The organism is Rheinheimera gaetbuli, from assembly GCF_054781935.1.
The window spans coordinates 349,199-365,236 of record NZ_BAAGTL010000001.1 but is presented as its reverse complement, the minus strand read 5'-3'; the positions used below and the strand labels follow the sequence as shown (position 1 = coordinate 365,236).

Annotated in this window: 17 protein-coding genes and 1 pseudogene; 7 read left to right on the top strand and 11 right to left on the bottom strand. The window is 49.3% G+C overall.

Going from position 1 to position 16,038, the window contains the following annotated elements:
- The first annotated feature begins 23 nt into the window (after positions 1–23).
- The gene (secA, locus tag ACYVIC_RS01765; RefSeq protein ID WP_460856720.1) at positions 24–2,741 is read left to right on the top strand and encodes a preprotein translocase subunit SecA; all 2,718 of its coding nucleotides are present in this window, start codon (positions 24–26) and stop codon (positions 2,739–2,741) included.
- 64 nt (positions 2,742–2,805) lie between these two features.
- Entirely contained in the window at positions 2,806–3,219 is a 414-nt protein-coding gene (mutT, locus tag ACYVIC_RS01760; RefSeq protein WP_460856719.1) for an 8-oxo-dGTP diphosphatase MutT, read from the top strand.
- Between the two features lie 25 nt (positions 3,220–3,244).
- Here the strand turns inward: mutT and yacG are convergent, their stop codons facing one another.
- The 8 genes and pseudogenes from yacG to ACYVIC_RS01720 all read right to left on the bottom strand — a co-directional run.
- Complete coding sequence (yacG, locus tag ACYVIC_RS01755) at positions 3,245–3,472, bottom strand: DNA gyrase inhibitor YacG (protein ID WP_460856717.1); 228 nt, start codon at positions 3,470–3,472, stop codon at positions 3,245–3,247.
- A 98-nt stretch (positions 3,473–3,570) separates the two neighbouring features.
- Positions 3,571–4,317 carry a cell division protein ZapD gene (zapD, locus tag ACYVIC_RS01750; protein ID WP_460856715.1) on the bottom strand — a complete coding sequence of 249 codons (747 nt, stop codon included), beginning with the start codon at positions 4,315–4,317 and terminating at the stop codon, positions 3,571–3,573.
- A 44-nt stretch (positions 4,318–4,361) separates the two neighbouring features.
- Entirely contained in the window at positions 4,362–4,967 is a 606-nt protein-coding gene (gene coaE / locus ACYVIC_RS01745; protein ID WP_460856713.1) for a dephospho-CoA kinase, read from the bottom strand.
- A gap of 25 nt (positions 4,968–4,992) precedes the next feature.
- A complete protein-coding gene (locus ACYVIC_RS01740) occupies positions 4,993–5,874 on the bottom strand; it encodes a prepilin peptidase (protein ID WP_460856712.1) in 882 nt (293 codons plus the stop codon).
- 4 nt (positions 5,875–5,878) lie between these two features.
- Positions 5,879–7,111, bottom strand: a complete 1,233-nt coding sequence (locus ACYVIC_RS01735; RefSeq protein ID WP_460856710.1) for a type II secretion system F family protein — start codon at positions 7,109–7,111, stop codon at positions 5,879–5,881.
- A 106-nt stretch (positions 7,112–7,217) separates the two neighbouring features.
- On the bottom strand, positions 7,218–8,915 hold the full coding sequence (gene pilB, locus ACYVIC_RS01730) for a type IV-A pilus assembly ATPase PilB (protein WP_460856708.1): 1,698 nt from the start codon (positions 8,913–8,915) through the stop codon (positions 7,218–7,220).
- 263 nt (positions 8,916–9,178) lie between these two features.
- Positions 9,179–9,529, bottom strand: a complete 351-nt coding sequence (locus ACYVIC_RS01725; RefSeq protein WP_460856706.1) for a pilin — start codon at positions 9,527–9,529, stop codon at positions 9,179–9,181.
- A 438-nt stretch (positions 9,530–9,967) separates the two neighbouring features.
- Positions 9,968–10,070: pseudogene (locus ACYVIC_RS01720) on the bottom strand (prepilin-type N-terminal cleavage/methylation domain-containing protein); the annotation flags it as partial.
- Positions 10,071–10,512: 442 nt separating this feature from the next.
- Between ACYVIC_RS01720 and ACYVIC_RS01715 the strand changes: the two are divergent.
- Together ACYVIC_RS01715 and ACYVIC_RS01710 are read left to right on the top strand one after the other, a co-directional pair.
- On the top strand, positions 10,513–10,935 hold the full coding sequence (locus tag ACYVIC_RS01715) for a putative toxin-antitoxin system toxin component, PIN family (protein ID WP_460856705.1): 423 nt from the start codon (positions 10,513–10,515) through the stop codon (positions 10,933–10,935).
- Complete coding sequence (locus tag ACYVIC_RS01710; RefSeq protein WP_460856703.1) at positions 10,932–11,174, top strand: YlcI/YnfO family protein; 243 nt, start codon at positions 10,932–10,934, stop codon at positions 11,172–11,174. Before ACYVIC_RS01715 ends, ACYVIC_RS01710 begins: the two co-directional genes overlap by 4 nt.
- A gap of 90 nt (positions 11,175–11,264) precedes the next feature.
- On the opposite strand, the gene ACYVIC_RS01705 is transcribed toward ACYVIC_RS01710, so the two are convergent.
- The 3 genes from ACYVIC_RS01705 to ACYVIC_RS01695 all read right to left on the bottom strand — a co-directional run bounded on the left by ACYVIC_RS01705 (position 11,265) and on the right by ACYVIC_RS01695 (position 13,411).
- The gene (locus ACYVIC_RS01705) at positions 11,265–11,924 is read right to left on the bottom strand and encodes a DUF1294 domain-containing protein (protein ID WP_460856701.1); all 660 of its coding nucleotides are present in this window, start codon (positions 11,922–11,924) and stop codon (positions 11,265–11,267) included.
- A 93-nt stretch (positions 11,925–12,017) separates the two neighbouring features.
- Positions 12,018–12,887, bottom strand: a complete 870-nt coding sequence (gene nadC, locus ACYVIC_RS01700) for a carboxylating nicotinate-nucleotide diphosphorylase (RefSeq protein WP_460856700.1) — start codon at positions 12,885–12,887, stop codon at positions 12,018–12,020.
- 2 nt (positions 12,888–12,889) lie between these two features.
- Positions 12,890–13,411 carry a retropepsin-like aspartic protease family protein gene (locus ACYVIC_RS01695; protein ID WP_460856698.1) on the bottom strand — a complete coding sequence of 174 codons (522 nt, stop codon included), beginning with the start codon at positions 13,409–13,411 and terminating at the stop codon, positions 12,890–12,892.
- A 68-nt stretch (positions 13,412–13,479) separates the two neighbouring features.
- Here ACYVIC_RS01695 and ampD point away from each other — a divergent pair, with 68 nt between their 5' ends.
- The 3 genes from ampD (at position 13,480) to pdhR (ending at position 16,036) form a co-directional block, all read left to right on the top strand.
- Positions 13,480–14,055 carry a 1,6-anhydro-N-acetylmuramyl-L-alanine amidase AmpD gene (ampD, locus tag ACYVIC_RS01690; RefSeq protein ID WP_460856696.1) on the top strand — a complete coding sequence of 192 codons (576 nt, stop codon included), beginning with the start codon at positions 13,480–13,482 and terminating at the stop codon, positions 14,053–14,055.
- Positions 14,052–14,918, top strand: coding sequence for a regulatory signaling modulator protein AmpE (gene ampE / locus ACYVIC_RS01685; RefSeq protein WP_460856694.1), 867 nt, complete (start codon positions 14,052–14,054; stop codon positions 14,916–14,918). Before ampD ends, ampE begins: the two co-directional genes overlap by 4 nt.
- A 359-nt stretch (positions 14,919–15,277) precedes the next feature.
- A complete protein-coding gene (pdhR, locus tag ACYVIC_RS01680; protein ID WP_460856692.1) occupies positions 15,278–16,036 on the top strand; it encodes a pyruvate dehydrogenase complex transcriptional repressor PdhR in 759 nt (252 codons plus the stop codon).
- Positions 16,037–16,038: the final 2 nt, after the last annotated feature.

Sequence of the window (16,038 nt, the reverse complement as noted above, 5' to 3'; positions counted from 1 at the left end):
TAACTTAACATGGTATTTGGATAATGTTTGGAAAACTCTTTACCAAAGTATTTGGTAGCCGCAACGACCGCTTCTTAAAAAAATTAGAAAAACAAGTCCAGCAGATCAATGCGTTAGAGGCAGAGTTTAGCGCCTTATCCGACGACCAGCTGAAACAAAAAACTAACGAATTCAAGCAATCGCTTGCTAATGGCAGCACGCTGGATGATATTTTGCCACAGGCCTTTGCTACTGTGCGTGAAGCCAGTAAGCGCGTATTTGCAATGCGGCATTTTGACGTACAGCTTATGGGCGGCATTGTGCTGCATCAGGGCAAAATTTCTGAAATGCGTACCGGTGAAGGTAAAACCCTTACGGCAACCCTGCCTGCGTATTTAAATGCGCTAAGTGGCAAGGGCGTGCATGTTATTACCGTCAACGATTATCTGGCAAAGCGCGATGCCCAAACCAACGCGCCGTTGTTCAGCTTTCTTGGTCTAACTGTAGGTGTAAATGTGCCTGGCATGGCGCACCCTGAAAAACAGCAAGCGTATCAGGCTGATATCACTTATGGCACCAACAACGAATTTGGTTTTGACTACCTGCGTGACAATATGGCGTTTTCGCCGCAAGACCGCGTGCAGCGCGATCAGGCTTTTGCCATTATCGATGAAGTTGACTCGATTTTAATTGATGAAGCCCGTACTCCGTTAATTATCTCTGGCCCGGCTGAAGACAGTTCGGAGCTGTACAAGCAGATAAACGTACTGGTGCCAACCCTGGAGAAACAGGAAAAAGAAGACGAAGAGGGCGCACATGGTGACGGCCACTTTACCGTTGACGAAAAAGCGCGTCAGGTGTATCTAACCGAGCAAGGTCAGATCAAAGTAGAAGAGATGCTGCGCGAAAAAGGTATGATTGGCGAACATGACACGCTGTTTTCTGCTGCCAATATTACCTTGTTGCACCATGTCTATGCTGCGCTGCGTGCGCATCAGTTATTTAAACGTGATGTAGACTACGTAGTAAAAGACGGCGAAATTATTATCGTCGACGAACACACTGGCCGTACTATGGAAGGCCGACGCTGGTCTGAAGGCTTGCACCAGGCTGTTGAAGCTAAAGAAGGTGTGCGTATTCAAAACGAAAATCAGACTCTGGCATCTATTACCTTCCAGAACTATTTCCGCCTGTACGACAAGCTTGCCGGTATGACAGGTACAGCAGATACTGAAGCCTTTGAATTTCAGCAAATTTATGGTTTAGAAACTATCGTAGTCCCCACCAACCGGCCCATGGTTCGTAACGATATGGCCGACTTGGTGTACTTAAATGCCGAAGACAAATATCAGGCTATTATCGACGACGTTGTCAAAAACCGTGATGCAGCGCGGCCTGTGCTGGTGGGTACCGCGTCTATCGAAAGCTCAGAGTACTTATCTAACCTGCTTAACAAAGCCAAAATTAAGCACCAGGTGTTAAACGCTAAGTTTCACGCCAATGAAGCACAAATTATTGCTCAGGCCGGCCAGCCGGGCACAGTAACTATTGCCACCAACATGGCAGGCCGTGGTACTGACATCGTGCTGGGTGGTAGTTTGCAGTCAGAACTGGCGGCATTGGGTGCAGAGGCAACCGACACGCAAAAAGACAAAATAAAAGCCGACTGGCAATTGCGCCACGATGCGGTTATCGCCGCCGGTGGTTTACATATTATTGGTACAGAGCGGCATGAGTCACGCCGTATTGACAACCAGTTACGTGGCCGTTCAGGCCGTCAGGGTGACCCGGGTTCCAGCCGTTTTTATCTGTCGCTGGACGATGCCCTGATGCGTATTTTCGCCTCAGACCGCATGGCCGGTATGATGCGTAAACTGGGCATGGAAAAAGGCGAAGCCATTGAACACCCCTGGGTTAGCCGTGCCATTGAAAACGCTCAGCGTAAAGTAGAGGCGCGTAACTTTGATGTGCGCAAACAACTGCTTGAATTTGACGACGTTGCTAACGACCAGCGTAAAGTGGTGTACGAGCAGCGCAACGAGCTGCTGGACGCTACCGACATCAGCGAAACCATCAATGCTATCCGCTCAGACGTGGTAGACAACGTCATAAGCGAATATATTCCACCACAATCGCTGGACGAAATGTGGGATATTCCAGGCCTTGAGCAACGGTTAAAAGCCGACTACGCACTGGACTTGCCAATCAGTCAGTGGCTTGCCGACGACAAAAAACTGTTTGAAGAAAAGCTGCGCGAGCGCATCGTGCAAGAAGTAGACAACGCCTACGCGCACAAAGAGCAAATGGTTGGCGAGCAGGTACTGCGCCAGTTTGAGAAAGCCATTATGCTGCAAAGCCTGGATACACACTGGAAAGAGCACCTGGCTGCAATGGACCACCTGCGTCAGGGTATAAACCTGCGTGGCTATGCGCAAAAAAATCCAAAACAAGAGTACAAGCGTGAAGCCTTTGAACTGTTCTCTACGATGCTGGAAAACCTGAAAACCGATGTTATTGGTGTGCTTAGCCGGGTGCAGGTTCGAGCTGCAGAAGACGTTGAAGCTGTAGAAGAGCAACGCCGTAAAGCAGACGCCGTGCCGCACAATTATCAGCACGCCGAAGCAGAACATGTTGGTGGCGAATTACCGGATGATATGCCGCGTGGCCCGGTGTTCCGCGAGCAAGACAAAGTAGGCCGCAACGACCCTTGCCCTTGTGGTTCAGGTAAAAAGTATAAGCAGTGCCACGGTAAGTTGGTATAACCTTGGACATAGGTTAATACAAAGTCAGCTGCGGCTGGCTTTGTTGTTTCTGTAGGAGTTAACAATGACAGCCAAAGTTATTCATGTCGCGGTGGGGGTTATTCTGCGCGATCAGCACATATTGCTGGCGCTTCGCAGTAGTAAGCAACATCAGGGCGGTAAATGGGAGTTTCCCGGCGGTAAAGTTGAGGCTGGTGAAACCGTGCAGCAGGCCCTTAGCCGCGAGCTTCAGGAAGAGGTAGCAATACAGGTAAGCCAAAGCAGTGCCTTTATGCAATTACAATACGCCTACCCGGAAAAAACCGTGTTGCTAGACATCCATTTAGTAACCGGCTTCAGCGGCGAGCCACACGGCCGTGAAGGCCAGCCACTGCGCTGGGCCAGCGTAGCAGAGCTTAGCAAGCTAGACTTTCCCGATGCCAATCAGCCTATTGTGGCGCGCATCCAACAGCATTTTTCAAGCGGTCAGAACACTTGAAAAGTTTACACTGATGCTAACCACATCAGTGTTTAAAAAAGTTATTATCCTGCGCGATAAACTCCTGCTCCAGTTCGGCCAGATACTCTTCTGACAACGCGGCGTTAATAGGTGCTTTATCTGGTATGCGGTGGTTCTCTGCCGCCCAGTCACCCAGGTCAATTAGTTTACAGCGCTCCGAGCAAAACGGCCGGTAAGCCGATTCAGTTGTCCACACTACATCTATGTCACAGGTTGGGCATTTTACTTTCATGCGTTAACTCTCCTTCTGGGGCGCTATTCTACCAGTCATCTGTAGTAGCGCTAATAGCTTTCTGCCGTTAAAGTTTTACGCTGGCATAGCGCTTGAAATTAACAACAGGCTAGCTCGAAGCTGATGGTTTTTTCGCTGCTGCAGCGGCCGCTGTCGTCGGATAACAGCATAAAGCGGATGGCGTAGCGGTATTTATTGCCACTTACTGTTGGGTAGGCGCCGTGTTGTGGCTGATAGCGGATGCGCAGCAACTCGTGTTGTTCGGTATTACTTTGATAAAAGCCGTTGTCGGCGGTTACGTTGCTAAACTGGCCTTTACCGCGACAAAACTGCAGTACCAGCTGTAATGCCTGTTGCAGCAGGTTAAATTCATTACACCAGTGGCTGGCGGCTTGTTGGCGTTGTTCTGCCGGCAGGTTAAACCAGTATTGCAATTGCGGCAGATCAAAATAGCAGGTGCCACCGGGTACGGCAAAGCGCTGGCGTAGCGGTGCTAAAAACTTATCATCTTTTAAGCTGGCAACAAATTTACCGCTGCGTAGCAGTTCGGTTTGCAGCCTTACCGCTTGTTGTAACAACGCCTGTAGTTTGTCGTCAGCAACGGATGGGTGGCTGGCCCATTTTACTAAAGCCGTTTCACTGCGCTCGCAGTCTTTGATTAAATCGGGGCGAATGTCGTTGCGATCCAGCACCTCAACCAGGTCGAACAGGGTATTAAAAAAGCTTTGCTGCTGCCATTCTGTTTGCAACGGCGTAAGCTGCTGCAACTGGTTTAACAGGTACTCTAGGCGCAAATAGGTGCGCAGCTTTTCGTTTAGCGGGTGCTCGTAAGTTAGCTGTGTCATTAGTGTGGGCTAATTATCCTGTTATAGCAGCACACCGGGCTTATTTAGCTTAAGCCTGCCTGCTGCAGGTAAAATGTGTGCAAGCGCTCAACCTGTGCCTGCAATGCGGCTATACTGCCGTCGTTATTAACAATATCATCGGCGCGTGCCAGCCGCTCTTGGCGTGATAATTGCGCTGCCATGATCGCTTTTATCTGCTGTTCGCTGGCATTATCGCGTGCCATGCTGCGTTGCCGTTGCAGCGCTTCCGGTAAGTCGACTACTAGTACCCGGTTTACATAGTTATCCAGTGCGTTTTCCAGTAACAGCGGCGCTACCAGTAAGGCGTAGGGCGATGTTAGCTGCGCCAGCTGTTGTAGCAATTGCGCGCGTATTGCCGGGTGTAGCAATTGTTCCAGCCAGGCTTTGTCTGTGCTGTGGCTAAATATGCGTTGCCGTAATACCGGGCGGTTAAGTTCGCCGTTTGGCAGCAATATAGCGCTGCCAAAGTGCTGCTGTATCGCACTAAGGCAGGGCGTGCCTGGCAATACCACTTCGCGCGCGACAATATCAGCATCTACCGCTGCTATACCCAGCGCAGCAAAGCATTGCATTACCGTGGTTTTGCCGCAGCCAATGCCGCCGGTTACGCCAACAATATAGTTAGACACTATAGTTAGTCATTACAGTTAACCATTACAAGCCAAGATACCGCAAATAAGCATCAGTTAGCTGCTCGCCCCACAGCAAGGCTATCCAGCCGGCGGCAGCAATATAGGGCCCAAACGGAATAGGCGTGGCTTTATCTTTGCCCTGTACAGTTAACAGCGTAATACCCACCACGGCACCAACACAAGACGACAGCAAAATAATCAGTGGCAGTTGTTGCCAGCCCAGTAAGGCACCAAACACCGCCAGCAGCTTAAAGTCGCCATAGCCCATGCCTTCTTTGCCGGTTAACAGCTTAAACAGCCAGTATACGCTCCACAGGCTAAGATACCCGGCAGCGGCGCCAATAATGGCCTGTGCCGGGTTAACCATGGCTGAATCGCTCAGGCTAAACAGCAGTGCCAGCCATAACAGCGGCAGAGTTAGCTGGTCGGGCAGCAGCATTTTATCAATATCAATAAAGGTAAGTGCCACGAGCAGCCAGGTAACCACAATCACAACGGCAGCGGCAGGGCCAAAACCCAGTTGCCAGGCTGCTGTGGCCGACAACACCCCGGTTAACAGCTCTACCAGCGGGTAACGTGCACTTATAGGCGCGCTGCAGTGGCGGCATTTGCCTTTTAACAGCAGCCAGCTTAACAGTGGTATATTGTCGCGTGCCTGTATCGGGCTGTTACAGGCCGGGCAGGCCGAACGCGGCACAGCCAGGTTAAAGCGTGCCGGCGCGGCAGTATCAGCTGTATCAGGGCTAAAATAGGCCTGATACTCTTGCTGCCACTCGTTTTCCATCATTTTGGGCAGGCGGTAAATAACCACATTTAAAAAACTGCCCACCACTAAACTAAGCAACAATACGGCAGCAATAAACAGCGGCGGGTAGTGTTGTAATAAACTGATTAAGTCTGTCATCAAGTTAACCAACAATTTGGCCGAGCTGGAAAATAGGCAGGTACATGGCAATAATTAAGCCACCTATAACCACCCCCAGCACCGCCATAATCATTGGCTCGAGCAGGGCGGTTAAGCCATCTACGGCGTCGTCTACTTCCTGCTCGTAAATATTGGCGACCTTAGACAGCATGGAGTCGAGCGCGCCTGACTCTTCACCAATAGACACCATTTGCACTACCATCTCAGGAAACTGGTCGGTTTGCTTCATGGCCAGGTACATCTGGTTACCGGACGACACCTCTTCGCGGATAAATAAAATGGCGTTTTTGTACACCTCGTTGCCAGCGGCGCCTGCGGCGGATTCCAGCGCCTCTATCAGCGGTACGCCGGCGGCAAAGGTGGTAGACAGCGTACGGGCATAGCGGGCAACCGCGGCTTTATTTAATATATTACCAATAACCGGCAGGCGGATAATGCGGCCATCGGCCCAGGTTCGAAAAGCCAAATTATTGGCATAGGTTTTTCTGATTACATAAAATAAAGCTGCTATTGCAGCAAGTACAACCCACCAATATTGTTGCATCAGCTCGGATATGCCCAAAACAAATAAGGTAAAGGCCGGTAGCTCGGCGCCAAAGCCGGAAAAAATTTCGGCAAATTGCGGTACCACAAAAATCAGCAAAATAGAGGTAACAATGGCTGCCACTACCAATACCGCTATAGGGTAAAACATGGCTTTTTTAATTTTAGATTTAAGCGCCTCGGCCTTTTCTTTATAAGTGGCCAGCCGGTCGAAAATAGCATCCAGGCTGCCAGATGCCTCGCCAGATTTTACTAAGTCGCAGTATAAATCATCAAAATATTTCGGGTGCTCGCGCAGGGTTTCTGACAGCGGCAAACCGGCCTGTATTTTAACCGATATTTTTTGCATTAAGGTTCGCAGGCTTTTATTGTCTGCACCATTGGCAATTAAGTCGATAGACTGCACCAGCGGTACGCCGGCGCCCAGCATGGTGGCTATCTGGCGGGTAAAAATGGCAATATCCAAGGCTGTAATGCGCTTTTCACCGCTAAACAGCGATTTGGGCTTGCGCTTAACGCCCGACGGCGTAATACCCTGCTGGCGCAGTAAGGCTTTTACCTCGGCAATGCTGGTGCCTTTTACTTCGCCATCTACTTTATTGCCGCGGCGGTTAACGCCCTTGTATAGGTAGGCTTCCAGCTCTTTTATTTTAAATTTTTGGGTTTGAGCCATGTGTTATGTCCTGTTGCTGCGCTGTCGCGCAATATTTACATTGTTATATAAGTTATTCTTCAAAAATCACTACTAAGCATTAAACACGCAACACTAAGCAAGGTGTTTAGCCTTTGGTTACCCGGTTAATTTCGGCCAGGCTGGTCAGGCCGGCCGCGGCCTTTACCAGGCCAGACTGGCGCAGGTTATTTATGCCTTCTTTTTGTGCCTGGGTGGCAATATCCAGCGAGTTGCCGCCCTGCATAATAATATCGGCCATGGCGCCACTTACCGGCATTACTTCGTAAATACCTACCCGGCCTTTGTAGCCATTAGTGCAATGGTCGCAGCCTACGGGCTTAAATATTTTTACCGTTGCCAGCTGCTGCCCGGTAAAGCCTTGTTTTAGTAATTCGGCCTCGGGCAGTACTTCGGGCTGTTTACAATGGCTGCATAAGCGCCGTGCCAGGCGCTGGGCAATAATTAACGACACCGAGCTGGCCACGTTATAAGCCGGTACGCCCATATTTAGTAAGCGGGTTAGCGTTTCCGGGGCCGAGTTAGTGTGCAGGGTAGATAACACCAAGTGGCCGGTTTGTGCGGCTTTTATGGCAATTTCGGCGGTTTCTAAATCACGTATTTCACCCACCATTACTACGTCGGGGTCCTGGCGTAAAAAGGCTTTTAACGCCGAGGCAAAGGTTAAACCGGCGCGCGGGTTTACCTGCACCTGGTTAATACCGGCCAGGTTTATTTCTACCGGGTCTTCGGCGGTAGAAATATTGGTTTCTTCGGTATTTAAAATTGCCAGGCCGGTATACAACGATACTGTTTTACCCGAGCCGGTAGGGCCGGTTACCAGTATCATGCCCTGCGGCTGGGCCAAAGCGGCTAAATACAGTTGTTTTTGGTGGTCTTCGTAACCTAGTACATCTATACCCAGCATGGCGCTGTCTGAGTCGAGAATACGCATTACAATTTTCTCGCCCCACAGCGTAGGCAGGGTACTTACGCGGAAATCGATAGATTTTTTTGCCGACAGCTTTAGCTTTATGCGGCCATCTTGCGGTACGCGTTTTTCGGCAATGTCCAGCCGTGACATAACCTTTAACCGCGCCGACAAGCGGGTAGACAATGCCACCGGCGGGCTGGCCACCTCATGCAAAATACCGTCGATACGAAAGCGAATGCGGTAGGTTTTTTCGTAAGGCTCAAAGTGTAAGTCTGACGCGCCCTTGCGTATGGCGTCCAGCAGCATTTTATTAATAAAAGCAATAATGGGCTGGTCTTCTTTGTCGGCCTGAACGCCGGCGCCGTCGTCGTCTTCTTCCTGCACTATACCCAGCGAGCCTAAATCCCAGTCGCCGTCGCTAAAGTCACCGCCTAAGTTACTGTCAAACAGCTTGTCCAGCAGCTTATGCAGCTTGTCGTACTCAACCACGATTACTTCGGCGTTTAAGCCGGTGTTAAATTCAAAGTCTTCAATGGTTTGTATATTGGTAGGGTCTACCACCGCCAGGTACATGCTGCGGCCGCGTTTACCCAGCGGCAGCATATCGGTTTTGCGGATCAGTTTTTCGTTGCGTAGGTCTTCTGGCACGTAGGCGACATCAAACTGTTCTATATCCAGGCAAATAGCGTGGCTAATGCCGGCGGCGGCCTGGGCCAGCTTTTCTGAGGTTATCAGCTTTTCGTTTATTAATAGCTCAGGCAGGTTTTTGTACTGGCTACCTTTGTCGGTAACCATTTTAGTGGCCTGTTCGCCGTTAAGCAGCCCCAGCTGCACTAAGCGTTTAAACAGGGTAGAGGTGGTGGTAACGGCCATTAAACGACAACATCCTGAATTTGCTAATAAGACTTTGCATAATCCGTTGATTATGCCACTAAACCAGCGTTATTCAAGTATATAGCTTGGTTAACGCCGTTGTACCGGTATCTACGGCAACGAGTGAGCGAATCAAAGGTGAAGCAAAAAATCTTGTGGCATGTGCGACCATCAATTGTCGTCATTCACCACAATTGGATCTGACCCCATAGTTAAATGGGTGACCCCGAAGGTTCCAATTAGATCTGCCCCCGAAGATTGGTTTAGGTACCTGGTGTTAATACGCAAAAGCCACTATTAGCTAAGTTGCATGTGATGGAGCCTGTACCTGGGGGGGTTGGTGATGCTGTTATAGGAGTTGCAATATTCAAAGCAGTATCTATTGTAAGACAAGCAGACGTTGTAGCTGCAGCTGGCGTATTGCCACTTTCTAATTCTGTTATTGCTGTAAGAACATATAACCTTACTTCAGCAAAACAAGCATTGTCTGCTGAGCTAATTGTGTGATTTTGATAAGCAGGCAAAGCAATGGAGAACAAAATACCAATAATGGCTGTGACGATAAGTATTTCGACTAAGGTAAACCCAAGGAGCTTCGTATTCGTCTTATTCATTATTTGATTTCTCCAAAAGCTAATTATGCCGAATAAAATCCCTTTTTAGGCTAATTCTGCATTAGCTGCAAATTAAATGTTGTGAGTATTATGTGTCTCAATAGAAAACTATGCAAAGTATCAGTGCAGAAAAAAGCCAGCATTGCTAGCTGGCTTTTGAATTTCAGAGCTGATTTCGGTCCTAGCTAGACCGCGGATTAGCTTACTCTAATGGTACCGATTGAGTAGCAACACCCGGAGCCCGAGGAGTACCCACTACTGGAGTGCCAAAGGCAGGAGCTGTTACGCCGGTAAAGCTTGTGCAAGCGCCACCAGTTGGAGCAGTAGGCATTGGACCGCCTGGCGCAGCTGTCGGTGAACCATTGTGTAACCAAACGGCAAGGGCGCTGGCAAGAGCTCTTGTTTCAGCTAAACATGAATTTTCTGCCGTAGTGATTGTGTAGTTGCGATACTGTGGAATAGCAATAGCAGCCAAAATACCAATGATCGCTACAACGATCATTAATTCAATTAAGGTAAAACCTTTTTGTGTACGTTTCATAATTTACTTCTCCTGATGTTTAATTAGCCGCTTGGGCTAAGGGCTATTTTGGCAATTTCTACGCAAGCCGCAAGCTAAATGTTAAATAATTTTCTGATATTGCATAAAATGCTGAAATTTAACTATTTATTTTAAATTTGCGTCTGTTCATTAAGCAAGCTGTATAGTATTAAAGTACTAGTTTTTTTGCTCTAATAACCGCTAGGCGGCTAATGCCAGTCTGTTTGTCGCTATTTTAGGGTTGTCTGGCGTATCACTTTTCGGGTTGTTAGCGCTATTTTACGCCGATTACAACAGCGGTTTTGCCTTTGAATCCTCCCCTGGCCCCTCCTTTGCTAGAGGAGGGGGATGAAAGGAGGTTTGCCGTTAGTCATAAATCTAATGATAGTGCAGCTGGTTAGCCTATTTGCGGTTTTAATGGTATCACCTATAATACTGCTTAATGAAAAAAATCGTGCTCGATACCAATATTCTCGTTGCGGGACTGCGGTCTAAGCAGGGAGCCTCGTATAAGCTTTTATCAGAGCTTACAAATAATTGGTGTAAGCCAGCGGTTTCTGTCCCGTTGTTTTTCGAGTATGAAGCGGTGTTAAAACGTCCGGGATTGATCCCTAACCTTAAGGTTGACGATATTGATAACATTTTGAATTATTTGGTTAGTAAAGCGACATTATGTCAGATTTACTATTTATGGCGGCCATGCCTGAAAGATCCGCAAGACGATATGGTGTTAGAACTTGCTGTGCAATCGCAAAGCCAGTTTATTGTTACGTTTAACGTTCGTGATTTCAGTAAAAGCGCGTTGTTTGGGATTACAGCAATAACGCCGCAACAGTTTTTAGCACTAAACCGGAGTGAAAAATGAGTACTTTGAGTTTACGTTTGCCCGATTCTTTGCATAAACAAGTTAAGGCGCTGGCGAAAAAAGACGGTGTGTCGATAAATCAGTTTGTGTCATCTGCGGTGGCTGAAAAAATGACTGCGCTATTGACTGAAGAGTATTTAATAACACGGCAACAACAAGGCAGCGAGCAAGCCTTTTTGCAGGCTATGGACAAAGTGGCTGAGGCTGAACCTGCGCCATACGATAAATTAAAAAAGTAGCAGCACTATAATAAACCCCGCTGGCTAAGTGCCTTGGTTAGCTAGCTGATAGTGTCGGCTTGTTGTGTGCTTAAACGCATCTGGCGGAGCCTAAGCCGCCCACAAGGCCATGCGGGCCAAAAACGCCTGGCCCCAGGGCGACAGTAACCAGCCTACCAACAGGGTATTACCCAGAATAACAAAGCCAAATTCACGCCGGAAAGATAACTTGCTACGCTTGTGTGCCAGTTGCTGCTGGGCTATGTAAGCACCGGGCCAACCGCCGATAAGGGCGTATAGTTGCAGGCTTTGTTCGGCCAGGCGGTTGCCGTGGCGTGCTATGGCGGCCTCTTTGTCGGTTTTGTACAGCCAGTAGGTCATCAGGCTGGCTTCGATATACAGCAATGGCAACACATAGAGTAGTTTGCCAAACAGCAGGGCCAGCACTACGGCGATTAAAAAAGTGATGCGAAACAGTAATGAAAGCTGGCTGGCTTGCTGAATATCGGCGGCGCTGCTGATGCTGGCCGGCGCTTGGGTTTTGTTGCGGCCGGTTTTGCTGCTGGCGGCTAATTGCCAGTGGCTGGCAATGGGCCGGCCACGTTTGTCGCTGCCCTGAGTAAATTGCAGCGTATCACCGGGTTCGGGCCGGTTGCTGCCGCCGGCCTGGTCGCGGATATGAAAAAACAGCTGCTGCTGGGTTTGGTCGCACTTTACAAAGCCAAAGCCTTTGTCGTCACGCCAGAATACTACGGTACCGCTAAGTTGCATTATATGTTCCTGTATTGCTGCCTCGTCCTTGAGATTGAGTTACTATACAGAAGTTTTGCCGCTGCAGATTTAAGCGTTGTTATTTTTTGTTATTCAGGCCTGTATTGTCAGGCGCATGGATAAGTCTATTGCCTGCACATGCTTGGTTAGCGCGCCGCTGGATATGTAATCTACGCCGGTGGCGGCCAGTTCGGTTAAGCGCTCGCTGGTAATATTGCCTGACACTTCAAGCTTGGCTTTGCCGCTGTTAAGTGCTACCGCCTGGTTGATGTCGGCCAGTGAAAAATTATCCAACATAATAATGTCGGCGCCGGCGTCCAGCGCTTGTTGTAATTCGGCCAGGTTTTCGGTTTCTACCTCTACCGGTTTGCCGGGGAAGTTTTGCCGCGCTGTGGCCACGGCATTGGCAATAGAGCCTGCCGCCGCAATATGGTTTTCTTTAATTAAAAATGCATCAAACAAGCCGATACGGTGGTTTTTGCCACCGCCAACAAAGACTGCATATTTTTGTGCGAAGCGTAAACCCGGAATGGTTTTACGGGTATCCAGCAGGCGGGTGTTAGTGCCTTGCAAAAACTGCACATAATGCGCCGTGGTAGTGGCGGTGGCGCTTAACAGCTGTAAAAAGTTTAACGCACTGCGCTCTCCGGTAAGCAATATACGCGCCGGGCCTTGTAAGGTGCAAAGCGTGGCATTGGCGGTTACTGTGTCGCCATCTTTTACTTGCCAAACAACGCTAACCTCGTTGCCCAGTTGCTTAAATACCTCATTAACAAAGGCAGTGCCACAGATAACACAATCTTCGCGAGTGATAATGTTGGCATTGGCAAGCTGGGTTGCAGGGATTAAAGACGCAGTAATGTCGCCTTCGTTTACGGGCAAAAAGCCGAGATCTTCAGCCAGCGCACTGGTGACGGCGCGTTGTATTTCGTGTTGCAGCAAATCAAGGTAGTCAGTATGCATAATTATTGGTGTTGGATCAGGGTGAGTTGGTTGCCTTGTTGGTGGAATTCTAACTGCTTTAACGCACTCATGCCCAGCAATATCTCGGTACCACTAAGGTTGGGTACTATGCTGGCAGGGATGTTGGTTAGCACTATATCACCCAGTTGCAAACGGTCGATGCGGCTGCGCCAGGCGGTAGATAAGCCATTGGCGGTATTCACCTGAATAGCTGCGCCAAACGGCAGGCCAAGTTTTTCGGCGCTGCTTTGGGCAATTGCCACGGTGGTGGCGCCGGTATCCAGCATAAAATCGGCCGGTTGGTTGTTTATAAGTGCTGTACCAACATAGTGGCCGCTTTTATTGCGTATCAGCACAGTGCGGGTTTCGCCCAGGCTGCCTTGTACACTATTAAGTTGCTGATTAGGGTTAAGCTGTTTATCTATTGTGTCCTGGAAAAACAAATACAGCATTACCATTACGATTAGCCAGGCAATAATGGCAAAGGTCTTACCATAGCGGTTTGTCGGTGGTGATGCTTGCATTACGCTGCTCCGGCAGTGACAATAGCGCTATAGCTTACTAACCATGACGGTTAAAGGCAAAACTTCTGATGATTGCACCTGCCATTACCCAACGCCCAAGCCCTCATTGCGACGAACGCCCAGCTGGCGAGCGCATTAGCTTGTTGGTGATCCATAACATCAGCTTACCCGCCGGTGAATTTGCCCACCAGCCAGAGCACAGCTACGTAGATGCGCTGTTTATGGGTACGCTTGACTGCACTGCAGACATTAGCTTTGCCGGTTTACAGGGCGTGCGGGTGTCGGCGCATTGTGTGATCTGGCGCGATGGCCGCATTTTTCAGTATGTGCCTTTTGCCAAACGTGCCTGGCATGCCGGGGTTAGCCAGTTTGCCGGGCGCGAGCGTTGTAACGATTTTTCTATAGGTATCGAGTTAGAAGGCACTGATAATTTGCCGTATACTGAGCAGCAATATCAAAGCCTTATTCAACTTACTTGTTTTTTGTGCCAGCAGTATCCGGCTATCACGCCGGACCGTATAACCGGACATAGTGATATTGCGCCGGGGCGCAAAACCGACCCCGGCATCGCGTTTGATTGGATGCGCTATCGCAGCGCGATACAAAGTGGGATAAAAAGTGCCACGAAGGAGTTTTCTGCATGACGTTAATTAGTATGTTGCTGGCATTAATTATTGAGCGTTTAGCCGTGCGCAGCGACACATGGCAGGCCGCGGGATACTGCCGTGCTTATGTGCGCTTTAGTGCCGGGTCTGTACTTGGCCGTTTGTCGTCACACAGCCTGGGCCAATACCTGTGGCTGGCGTTGCCGGGGGCAGTGGTAACCTTGCTGTTATGTTTGCTGGATAGCCATTTAATTACCCTGGTAGTGAATACACTGGTGTTGTTGCTGGGTATTGGCGCCTGGCATTACCGCCAATTGTACAAACAGTATTTAAATGCCATGGACAGAGGCGACGAAGAGGCCGCCTTTATCAGCATGCAACAAATTGCTACGCAAATGGGCAGTACGCAACAGCACAGTTATGGCCAGCTGTTGTTGTGGCTTAACTTTCGTTATTACGCCGCGGTAGTGTTTTGGTTTTTAGTACTAAGCCCGCTTGGTTTGGGGGCCTTTGGCGTGATGAGTTATGTGTTGGTGCGGCATTTACAGGAAGCGGTAGATGAAAAAGAGGCCAGCGACTACGCCACTGTGCTGGGCAATAACAGCAAGGTAAATTGTATGGCGCACTGGGCGCTGTGGTTTCCGGCGCGGTTATTTGGTTTAGGCTTTGCGTTGGTAGGGCATTTTTCGCGCGCGTCTAATGTGTTGCTAAGTTACTTTTTGGATTTTACCGCCGACAACGAGCAGGTTGTGGTAGAAGTGGCGACAGCGGCTGAAACCGTACCGGACGAGAGTTTAAATACGCTGGATGATAGCAGCGGCATGGTACAGTTGGCTAAGCGCAATATGCTGTTTTTTTTGGCCTTTACGGCGGTGCTAACCCTTACTGGCTGGTTGGGATAACGCCAAATCTCCCCAACCGCCAAATCTCCCCAACCGCCAAATCTCCCCCAACCCCCTCTTTGCTAAAGAGGGGGCAATATACCCCTCCTTTTGTAAAGGAGGGGCCAAGGGAGGATTTGATGGCTAGGGGAGGATTAGTGGTCAGACCAATTCTTTCTCTACCTGTCACACCTTGGCAATGTTGAGTTATTACTCTAACTATTTTCCGCTTTTGCCTTTGCTACGGATCTCTGCTTTATTTACATGCTGGGCAGAAACTGCTACCTTATCGCCACTAAAATTAAATTGGTAATACCAATTTACAAAGAGCGCAAGCGGCTAAAATGACCGCTTAAGCCAACGGGATATCGCAACGCGGCATGGCAGATTTTAAAATTAAACCGGCGAAACTCTCTGATCGCATTGTCGAGCAACTGGAAAATATGTTGCTGGAGGGCAGTTTTGCGCCGGGGCAAAAGCTGCCGCCAGAGCGTGATTTAGCGCAAATGTTTGCCGTATCGCGGCCATCGCTACGTGAGGCCATTCAAAAACTGGAAGCCAAAGGCTTGCTAAGCCGGCGGCAGGGCGGTGGTACTTATGTTTGCGATAACCTGGCCGTGGGGCTAACCGACCCATTATTTGCCTTAATTGCCCGCCATCCTGAATCGCAGTTTGATCTACTGGAATTTCGTCATGCCTTAGAGGGCATTTGTGCCTACTACGCCGCACTGCGCGGCACCGGTGCCGATTTTGAGCAAATAAAAGGCCATTACCAGGCCATTTGTGCGGCGCAGCAGTTAAATGACTTAGAGCAGGAAGCCAAAGCCGTAGGCAATTTTTATTTAGCAGTGGCCGAAGCGTCGCACAATGTGGTGTTGCTGCATTTGGTGCGCGGCTTAACGCCATTGGTGGAGCAGAATATCCGGGTAAACCTGGAAACCCTGCAGCAGAAGGAAGGCATTGGTGGCCAGTTAAATTTGCATCGGCAGCGGTTGATGCAGGCAGTGATTAATGGTGAGCCGGAACAGGCACGCCAGGCCAGTAATGATCACCTGGCTTTTATTGAAGAAGCGATGTTGGAAGTAGGCAAAGAACGCTCGCGTATTGAGCGTTCGCTGCGTCGCACCCAGCAGGGCTAATA

Coding starts and splice junctions, on each gene's coding strand:
- secA (WP_460856720.1), top strand. CDS start 24: ATGTTTGGAAAACTCTTTACCAAAGTATTTGGTAGCCGCAACGACCGC.
- mutT (WP_460856719.1), top strand. CDS start 2,806: ATGACAGCCAAAGTTATTCATGTCGCGGTGGGGGTTATTCTGCGCGAT.
- yacG (WP_460856717.1), bottom strand. CDS start 3,472: ATGAAAGTAAAATGCCCAACCTGTGACATAGATGTAGTGTGGACAACT.
- zapD (WP_460856715.1), bottom strand. CDS start 4,317: ATGACACAGCTAACTTACGAGCACCCGCTAAACGAAAAGCTGCGCACC.
- ACYVIC_RS01740 (WP_460856712.1), bottom strand. CDS start 5,874: ATGACAGACTTAATCAGTTTATTACAACACTACCCGCCGCTGTTTATT.
- ACYVIC_RS01735 (WP_460856710.1), bottom strand. CDS start 7,111: ATGGCTCAAACCCAAAAATTTAAAATAAAAGAGCTGGAAGCCTACCTA.
- pilB (WP_460856708.1), bottom strand. CDS start 8,915: ATGGCCGTTACCACCACCTCTACCCTGTTTAAACGCTTAGTGCAGCTG.
- ACYVIC_RS01725 (WP_460856706.1), bottom strand. CDS start 9,529: ATGAATAAGACGAATACGAAGCTCCTTGGGTTTACCTTAGTCGAAATA.
- ACYVIC_RS01715 (WP_460856705.1), top strand. CDS start 10,513: ATGAAAAAAATCGTGCTCGATACCAATATTCTCGTTGCGGGACTGCGG.
- ACYVIC_RS01710 (WP_460856703.1), top strand. CDS start 10,932: ATGAGTACTTTGAGTTTACGTTTGCCCGATTCTTTGCATAAACAAGTT.
- ACYVIC_RS01705 (WP_460856701.1), bottom strand. CDS start 11,924: ATGCAACTTAGCGGTACCGTAGTATTCTGGCGTGACGACAAAGGCTTT.
- nadC (WP_460856700.1), bottom strand. CDS start 12,887: ATGCATACTGACTACCTTGATTTGCTGCAACACGAAATACAACGCGCC.
- ACYVIC_RS01695 (WP_460856698.1), bottom strand. CDS start 13,411: ATGCAAGCATCACCACCGACAAACCGCTATGGTAAGACCTTTGCCATT.
- ampD (WP_460856696.1), top strand. CDS start 13,480: ATGATTGCACCTGCCATTACCCAACGCCCAAGCCCTCATTGCGACGAA.
- ampE (WP_460856694.1), top strand. CDS start 14,052: ATGACGTTAATTAGTATGTTGCTGGCATTAATTATTGAGCGTTTAGCC.
- pdhR (WP_460856692.1), top strand. CDS start 15,278: ATGGCAGATTTTAAAATTAAACCGGCGAAACTCTCTGATCGCATTGTC.